The organism is Actinoplanes sp. NPDC051411, assembly GCF_040682075.1.
GTDB lineage: Bacteria > Actinomycetota > Actinomycetes > Mycobacteriales > Micromonosporaceae > Actinoplanes.
Map to the genome: position 1 here is coordinate 1 of NZ_JBFBAD010000242.1, position 7,573 is coordinate 7,573.

8 protein-coding genes are annotated in these 7,573 nt (G+C 71.1%); 3 read left to right on the forward strand and 5 right to left on the reverse strand.

Annotated features, from left to right (window positions below; all coding sequences use genetic code 11):
• The first annotated feature begins 459 nt into the window (after window positions 1-459).
• On the forward strand, window positions 460-1,164 hold the full coding sequence (locus AB0M88_RS52345; protein ID WP_364115845.1) for a DedA family protein: 705 nt from the start codon (window positions 460-462) through the stop codon (window positions 1,162-1,164).
• On the opposite strand, the gene AB0M88_RS52350 is transcribed toward AB0M88_RS52345, so the two are convergent.
• Window positions 1,091-2,488, reverse strand: a complete 1,398-nt coding sequence (locus AB0M88_RS52350) for an NAD(P)H-quinone dehydrogenase (protein ID WP_364115848.1) — start codon at window positions 2,486-2,488, stop codon at window positions 1,091-1,093. The two genes, AB0M88_RS52345 and AB0M88_RS52350, sit on opposite strands and share 74 nt — an antisense overlap.
• Before the next feature lie 85 nt (window positions 2,489-2,573).
• Here AB0M88_RS52350 and AB0M88_RS52355 point away from each other — a divergent pair, with 85 nt between their 5' ends.
• Window positions 2,574-3,035, forward strand: coding sequence for a gamma-glutamylcyclotransferase (locus AB0M88_RS52355; protein WP_364115851.1), 462 nt, complete (start codon window positions 2,574-2,576; stop codon window positions 3,033-3,035).
• Here AB0M88_RS52355 and AB0M88_RS52360 read toward each other — a convergent pair.
• From AB0M88_RS52360 to AB0M88_RS52375, 4 genes are all read right to left on the reverse strand, one after another.
• Entirely contained in the window at window positions 3,018-3,977 is a 960-nt protein-coding gene (locus AB0M88_RS52360; protein ID WP_364115854.1) for a GNAT family N-acetyltransferase, read from the reverse strand. The genes AB0M88_RS52355 and AB0M88_RS52360 overlap by 18 nt on opposite strands.
• A gap of 44 nt (window positions 3,978-4,021) precedes the next feature.
• On the reverse strand, window positions 4,022-4,759 hold the full coding sequence (locus tag AB0M88_RS52365) for a hypothetical protein (protein ID WP_364115857.1): 738 nt from the start codon (window positions 4,757-4,759) through the stop codon (window positions 4,022-4,024).
• A gap of 109 nt (window positions 4,760-4,868) precedes the next feature.
• Window positions 4,869-5,822, reverse strand: a complete 954-nt coding sequence (locus AB0M88_RS52370; protein ID WP_364115860.1) for a hypothetical protein — start codon at window positions 5,820-5,822, stop codon at window positions 4,869-4,871.
• Between the two features lie 2 nt (window positions 5,823-5,824).
• The gene (locus AB0M88_RS52375) at window positions 5,825-6,460 is read right to left on the reverse strand and encodes an MBL fold metallo-hydrolase (RefSeq protein WP_364115863.1); all 636 of its coding nucleotides are present in this window, start codon (window positions 6,458-6,460) and stop codon (window positions 5,825-5,827) included.
• A 108-nt stretch (window positions 6,461-6,568) separates the two neighbouring features.
• On the opposite strand from AB0M88_RS52375, the gene AB0M88_RS52380 reads away from it, so the two are divergent.
• Entirely contained in the window at window positions 6,569-7,573 is a 1,005-nt protein-coding gene (locus AB0M88_RS52380) for a DUF4349 domain-containing protein (RefSeq protein WP_364115866.1), read from the forward strand.

Consider the following 7,573-nt stretch of genomic DNA (forward strand, 5'->3'; position numbering starts at 1 on the left):
CGATGGTCCAGCATGGCGGAGCCCAGGCGACCGGGATGACTCCTCGGGTAGGGGTGGTTGAGGCTCTGCGAGCCTCCCAGGCCGTCCCCAGGCCGTCAGAGGTTCGCTAACGATGACCAACGACGCCCACAAATACCGGGGTTTGCCCAGCTCAGCGGCACGACGACCCGGCGCAAGCAGGGGCAGCTAAAGGGGGCCGTCGGTACGGGACCTACCGACGGCCCAGCCGCTACACCAGGAACGGGGGACCCGGTGTTTCCGGCACCCCCAAGGTACGCCGACCGAACGCGCCCAGAAAACAGCACGCGTGCGTACCAGTCTGCGGTGATCGAGACCGTACCGTGTCGGTCGCCACCACCGACCGCCCCTGATCAGGGGGCATGCTGGGCACAGCGCAATCTCAGGTGCCGTCCCGGATACTGCCGGGAGCCGACGATTCGCCCGGAGGTGACCCGCCCGATGACCCAGTTGTTGACCGCTATGGCAACACCGGTGTGGGTCTACCTGGCGCTGTTCGGTTTCCTGACCGTCGACGCGATGATCCCGGTGATTCCGGTCCAGGCGATCATGATCACAACCGGGGCGCTGACCGTCTACGGCAATCTCAATCTCGCGCTGGTGATCGCGATCGGCGCGCTCGGCATGTTCGCCGGCGACTCGATCGCGTTCCTGCTCGGCCGGTCGACCGGCAACGTCGGCCGGCACTGGCTCGGCGGTCTGCGGGCCCGCTTCGCGCCGAAGGGCGACGACGAGGTCAAGAGCGGCGCGCGTAAGGCGGCGGCCCGGTTCACCCGGGGTCTGCGACGGCCCGGTCCACTCGTCATCCTGTTGTGCCGGTTCGTTCCCGGCGGCCGGATGGCCGCCGGTTTTCACGCCGGCCGGACGGGATATCCGGTGAAGCTGTTCGCCCTCTACGACGGCGCCGCCGCCGTCTGCTGGGCGTTGTACGGCGGCCTGGTCGGGCACGTCGGCGGCACCGCGATCACCCAGTCGGCGTGGCGGTTGTTCGCCATCGCCGCGGTGGCCGCCCTGATCTTCGGCACCGCCGGCACGATCCTGGCCCTGTTCGGTGGGCGTAAGGCCGAGGCGCTTACTGAAGTTCGTGTTGCATCAGCTGACGTGCCGCCTCAGCGATCGACCCCGACAGCGACGGGTAGATCGTGATGGTGTGCGCGAGCTGATCGACCGTCAGGTTGTTCTCGATCGCCATGGTGATCGGCAGGATGAGCTCGCTCGCCTTGGGCGCCACGACCACGCCGCCGACGATCTGACCGGTCGCCGGCCGGCAGAACAGTTTGACGAAGCCGTCGCGCAGGTCGGCCATCTTGGCCCGGGCGTTGCCGGTCAGCGGCAGCATGACCTGCCGGGCCGGCACCTTGCCCGCGTCGACGTCGTTCTGTGAGAGGCCGACCGTGGCCAGTTCGGGGTCGGTGAAGACGTTCGCCGAGACGGTGCGCAGCCGCAGCGGAGCCACCGCCTCGCCCATCGCGTGCCAGACCGCGATGCGTCCCTGCATGGCGGCCACGCTGGCCAGCGGCAGCACGCCGGTGCAGTCGCCGGCGGCATAGATGCCGGGCACGTTGGTGCGCGAGACCCGGTCGACCGTGACGTAGCCGCCGTCGGCGACGTCCACCCCGTATTCGCGCAGGCCGAGGGAGGCGGTGTTGGGGATCGCGCCGACCGCCATCAGCGCGTGCGAGCCGATGACCGTACGCCCGTCGGCCAGCGTGACCAGCACCCCGTCGCCGGTGTTGACCACCGAGTCGGCGCGCGCCTTGCTGAGGATCGTCATGCCCCGCTCGCGGAAGACCCGCTCGATCGCCATCGCGGCGTCGGCGTCCTCGTGCGGCATGACCCGCTCGCGGCTGGAGACCAACGTCACGTTCACGCCCATCGCCAGGTAGGCGCTGGCGAACTCGGCCCCGGTCACCCCGGAACCGATCACGATCAGGTGGGACGGGAGTTCGGTGAGGTCGTAGACCTGCCGCCAGTCGAGGATCCGCTCCCCGTCCGGCTGCGCCGACGGGAGCACGCGGGGGGTCGCGCCGGTCGCGAGGAGCACGGTCGAGGCGTCCACGGCGTACGCCCCGGCGCCCTCCGGTTCGATCAGCACCTGGTGGGTGTGCCCGAGGGTGTCCTCGCCGAGCCGGGCCCGGCCGCGTACGACGTCGACCCCGACCTTGACCAGCTTGTCCTGGATGTCGGCGGACTGGGCCAGCGCCAGCTTCTTGACCCGCTCGTTGACCGCGACCGCGTCGACCGTCGCCTCGACGCCGCCGGAGCGGATGCCGAACCGGTCGTTGTGCCGGTATCCGGTCATCACTTCGGAGCTCGCGATGAAGGTCTTGGACGGCACACAGTCGGTCAGCACGCACGCGCCGCCCGGGCCGTCCGCCTCGACGAGGGTCACATCCGCGTCGAGTTGAGCGGCGACCAGGGCCGCCTCATACCCACCCGGGCCCCCACCAATGATCACGATCCGGCTCACGACGTTCCTATCTCTCCGCGGCAACTGTGCCGACACGCACTGCTTGTATTCTCCACGACCGCCCTGTCCGGCTATCGTCATCGCCGTGCGTCATTACGCCGCGTATGGCTCAAACCTCGACCCGGCCCGCATGCGGGCCTACTGTCCGCACTCCCCGATGGTGGGGGTGGGGTGGATAGAAGGCTGGCGCCTGACCTTCGCCGGTGAGGGGGATATGGGCTGGGAGGGTGCCGTCACGACGATAGTCGAGTCGCCCGGCGACCGCGTCTTCGTGTCCCTCTACGACGTCCACCCCGGCGACGCCGCCCAGCTCGACGAGGTCGAGGGGGTGACCGCGGGGGCATACCAGAAGGTCACCGTGCGTGTATCAACCCTCGACGGTGACCTCAGCGCGTGGGTGTACGTCTTCGACGGCTACGAGGGTGGCCTGCCGACCGCGTGGTACCTCTCCGAGATCGCCAACGCGGCCGAGAAGGCGGGCGCGCCCGACGATTACGTCCATGAGCTGCGCAGCCGTCCGACGGGCACGTCAGCCCCGGAGGTCTAGGGTCTTCGCGTAGATGTTGGCCTGGTAGAGCGGGGTCAGGCCGACCGCGAGGTAGAGGCGGACCGCGCGGGTCGGGTTGGCCATGTCGACGCCGAGGCCGGCCCGCTCGCGCCCGTTGCCGGCGTAGACCGCGAAGGCGTGCCGCAGCAGCGCCTCGCCGATGCCCCGGCGGCGATGGTCGCGGCCGACCGCCAGGCGCTTGACCCAGCCCTCGTTCTCCTCGCCGTCGGCCGACTGGAGTGCCCCGGCCATGTCGCCGTCGACGAGAGCGACCAGCCACTCGTTCCAGGTCTTCGTCGGCTCGGCGTCGACCTGCTGCCGCCAGGCGTCGTAGTCGACGGCCAGGTGGTCGGTGTCGCGGAACGCGTCCTCGATCACCGCGTGGAACCGGCGCATCTCGGCCTCGTCGTCGTGCCGCAGTTCGCGGATCGTGACGCCGGCCGGCGCGGCGGGCGGGGTCGGAGCGACGCCGGCGAGGGAGATGCGCATGCGCGCGTGCTGCCGGTTGAAGGCGAACCCGTGGTCGGCGAGCGCCTCGATGTAGTCCTTCTCGATCGGGATCGCGCCGGCGCGGACCGTGTAGGTCTCGTGGCCCAGTTCGGCCCCGCGCTCGGCCGCCCGCGCCATGATCAGCTCGAGCAGCGGGCGCTGGGCCGGCAGCCCGCGCGCCGGCCAGACGTAGACCTCGATGAAGTCGCGGTCGCCGCCGTTGGCGTTGTGCGGATAGGTCCAGCCGACGAGCGTGCCGGTCTCGTCGAGCGCGACCCAGCTGTCGCGGCTCATGTCGGTGCCCGGGTCGGTGAGCGCCTCGCGCACCTCGTCGGGGGTGAAGTCGGCCTCGCCGACCGCGGCCATGTCGCTGGCGTGCACCATCGCGAGGATCGCCGGCAGGTCGTCGAGCGTCGGCCGGCGAAGGGTCCAGCCCTCGGGCAGTGCGGTCATGGCCGCGATCCGACCACATCGGCCGCCCGACCGTCGACCGGGTTTCAACGGGTCAGGCGGTGGCTGATCGACTCGAGCAACCCGATGAACTCCACCCGCTCGGCCCGGTCGAGCGCCGCGTAGGCCTGCCCGGCGAGCGCGTCGGCGACCGATTCGGCCCACATCAGGCGGCGCACGATCGGCCCGGCCGGCGGGTAGGGCGGCTGCCATCCGAACGCCACCGCGCCGGTCTCCCCCTCCGGCCCGGCGATGATCGCCTGCAGGGGGGTGAGCCCACTCGCCCGCACCGCGACCACGTGCACGCCGAGTCGCTGCTCGTGTAGCAGGTGCAGCATCACCGCGGCGAGGGCGCCCGGTGACGGGTCGGGCACCGGCATGGCCCGCCACGCCGCGAAGAGCGGCAACCCGGCCAGGTCGACGGCGGCCACGACCCGGTCGCCCAGCTCGAGCACCCGGGTCAGCCGGGGGAAACCGCCGAGTTGTTCGACGCCCCAGGCGCACATCTCGTGCAGGTGCCAGGCCGCGACCTCCATCGGCGCGGAGCTCTTGGCGGTCGACTCCCAGCCGTCGACCACGGCCTCGGGGGCGATGAATCCGATGGCCGCGGCCACCGTCTCGGGGCGGACGTCGCCGAGCGCTCCGGCCCGCGCCGACACGTGGTAGGCCCAGCCGGAGAGGCCCAGCAGACGCGCCCGGCGAAGCGTCTGGGGTGACTCGGCGAAGGCACCGACGAGGGTGGCGAGTCCCGCTTTGGCGTTGGCGGCGGCCTGTTCGGGGGTCACCCGCCGATTCTGCTCTCCCCGTGACCGATCTGGAAAATATTCTTCCGGTCCGAATCGAACAGTCCTCAGTCGATCAAGGGCGGCGGGTCCGGCGGTCGGTGGGAACCGATCAATCGGATTCGTCGGCTTCCAGATCCTCAAGCGCCGCCTGCACGTCACCCACCCGCCGCCTCGCGGCGGCGGCCTCCCGCTCCGCGGTCCGGCGGGCCAGCTTGCGCCGGGCGACGTCGGCCTGTGCTTCCGTACGCCGTCGCTCCAGCTCCGCCAACTCGGCGTCCAGGTCCTCCACCAGATGCTCGGCGTCCCGTTCGGCCGCTTCCGCCCGCTCGAGGTGTTTGTCGGCCCGCTGCTCGCCCGCCTCGGCCGCGCCGAGTTCCCGGCGCAGCTCCCGCTTCCGCTGCTCGATCTCGCGGCGGCGGCGCTCGGCGGCGGCCGACGCGGCTTTCTCCCGAGCGGCCTCCCGAGCGGCCTCCCTGGCCGCGTTGGGAAGCTCGATGACCTCGGCGTCCTCGTCCTCGCCTTCGTCCTCGGCCTCGTCGGTCTCCTCGTCGGAGTCGGTGACCAGGCGCAGGCGCGGCCGCGGCACCTCGCCGAACCCGGCATAGCTGGCCGCCCGGATCAGCCGCCCGGTGCGCACCTGAGCGGCCACGTCCGGCTCGGCCAGCGCCGCGCTCAGCGTCGCCTCGACCTCGCCGAGCGGCAGCTTGATGCCCGGCTCCTCGGCCTGCGCCAGCTGACGGGCCGCGGCGACCAGGGCCGAGACCACCTGCCGGCGCTGGGCGGTCAGCCCGCGCATCTGGTCGCCTCGCAGGCCGCGCTGCGCCTCGCGGAGCGCACCGGAAAGCTCGACCAGTTCGTCGATCAGCTCGGGGCGGCGCAGCGCGAGCAGGTTGACCGCCCAGGCGGCCACGGTCGGTTTCTTGAGGGCGGCCAGGCGCTTGGCCGTGTCACGGTCGCCCGATTTGCGGGCCTCGTCGACCGCGGCCGTCCGGGCCGCGACGAAGCCCTCCGGCGGCGACTCGTAGAGCCGCCGGATCAGGTCGTCGGTGGCGCTGCTCGGCATCGTCAGGAGAGAACCGTGCCGGGCGCGAGGCGCGCGTAGTCGGTGCCGCCGAGGTTGCCCAGCAGATTGTCGTACAGCCCGGCGCCGTTCTCCTTGAGCAGGGCGTCGTGCAGCGCGAAGGCCCGGCCCGGCTTGACCTTGCGGACGAAGTCGATCGTCTCGGAGACCTTGGCCCACGGGGCGTGCAGCGGCGCGAACAGGGTCTCGACCGACGCGCCCGCGGGCACCTCGAACGAGTCGCCGGGGTGGTAGAAGTTGGTCGACCCGTCGTCGACCAGGTAGGCCACGTTGGTGATGCGGGGGATGTCCGGGTGGATCACCGCGTGCTGCCCGCCGAAGGCCGTGACGTTGAGGCCCAGGACGGTGAACCGCTGGCCCGGCTCGACCGGCACCGTCTCGCCCGGAAAGTCGGCGAGCAGCGCGAGCACGTCGGGGTGGGCGTAGACCTGCAGGCCGGGCCGCTGCTGGGCGGCCTCGACGACCGCCGCGACCGCGATGTGGTCGGGGTGCTCGTGGGTCACCAGCACCGCGTCCACGCCGTCGAGGGCGGACCGCTCGCTGAACACGCCGGGGTCGACGACGAGCACCCCGTCGCCCTCGACGCGAAGGCAGGAATGGCTGTACTTCGTGATGCGCACGGAAGTCCTCCGCTGCTGATTCGTAATGAGTCAGTTTGCAGTCTGCCGGAACCGTCGCCGCATTGCCCCACGTCTGAGGTGGCACGCCGTCACGGGGATGGGGGAAACATGACCGGTAATTACCGAAGAACGATATTTCTCGCCGGTTCGATGCTGCTCGCCGGGCTGGTGGTGGCCGGCTGCAGTTCCGGCGACACCAGCACCGACCAGGCGGCGTCGTCCGGCTCGGGCGTTTCGCGTGAAGGCGTGACCGCGGCGCCGGAGAAGGCGCCCGACCAGCAGCAGGCCGACGGGGCGACCGCCAAGGAAAGTCCCGACCTGAGCGTCGACCAGCGGTCGATCATCTATACCGGCGCGATGTCCGTACGCGTCCGGAACGTCACCGCCGCCGCCTCGCAGGTCACCGGATTCGCCCAGGCCGCGGGCGGTTTCATCGGCAGCGACGACCGCGATCGCGGCTCGGGCAGCGACACCGCCACGATGCAGTTGCGGGTGCCGGCCGACAAGTTCGGCAGCGTGGTCGACCAGCTGTCCAAGTTGGGCACCGAGGAGTCCCGCAAGATCAGCACCGAGGACGTCACCGAGCAGACCGTCGACCTCGACGCCCGCATTTCCGTCCAGCAGGCCCGGGTCGACAGCGGCCGCAAGCTGCTCGCCTCGGCCAAGTCGCTCGCCGACCTGGTGATGCTGGAGAAGGAGGTGGCGACCCGGGAGGCCGATCTGGCCTCGCTGCAGGCCAAGAAGCGGCACCTGGTCGACCTGGTGGCGCTCTCCACGATCTCGGTGACGCTGCTCAACGAGCAGGCGCCGGCGCCCAAGCCCAAGGAGGCGCCGCACGGGTTCCTCGGCGGGCTGGCCGGCGGATGGCACGCGCTGCTGGCTTCGCTCAAGGTGGTGCTGACCGTGATCGGCGCGCTACTGCCGTGGGCGTTCGTGATCGGGGTGCCGGCCTGGGCGGTCTACCAGCTGATACGCCGCATGCGCCGGGGGCGGGGCTCACCGCGTACGGAATCGGGGGGGGGGGGGGCGGGGCCGGCCGCCCCCCCGCCACCCCAACACAAAAAAAACACCGCGCGCCGCGAAGGCAGTTTTCACAAGATCTTAAAACAATAA

Bases quoted from the DNA above. Each gene is read 5' to 3' on its own strand.
- AB0M88_RS52370 (WP_364115860.1), bottom strand. From the start codon at position 5,822: ATGCCGAGCAGCGCCACCGACGACCTGATCCGGCGGCTCTACGAGTCG.
- AB0M88_RS52360 (WP_364115854.1), bottom strand. From the start codon at position 3,977: ATGACCGCACTGCCCGAGGGCTGGACCCTTCGCCGGCCGACGCTCGAC.
- AB0M88_RS52380 (WP_364115866.1), top strand. From the start codon at position 6,569: ATGACCGGTAATTACCGAAGAACGATATTTCTCGCCGGTTCGATGCTG.
- AB0M88_RS52345 (WP_364115845.1), top strand. From the start codon at position 460: ATGACCCAGTTGTTGACCGCTATGGCAACACCGGTGTGGGTCTACCTG.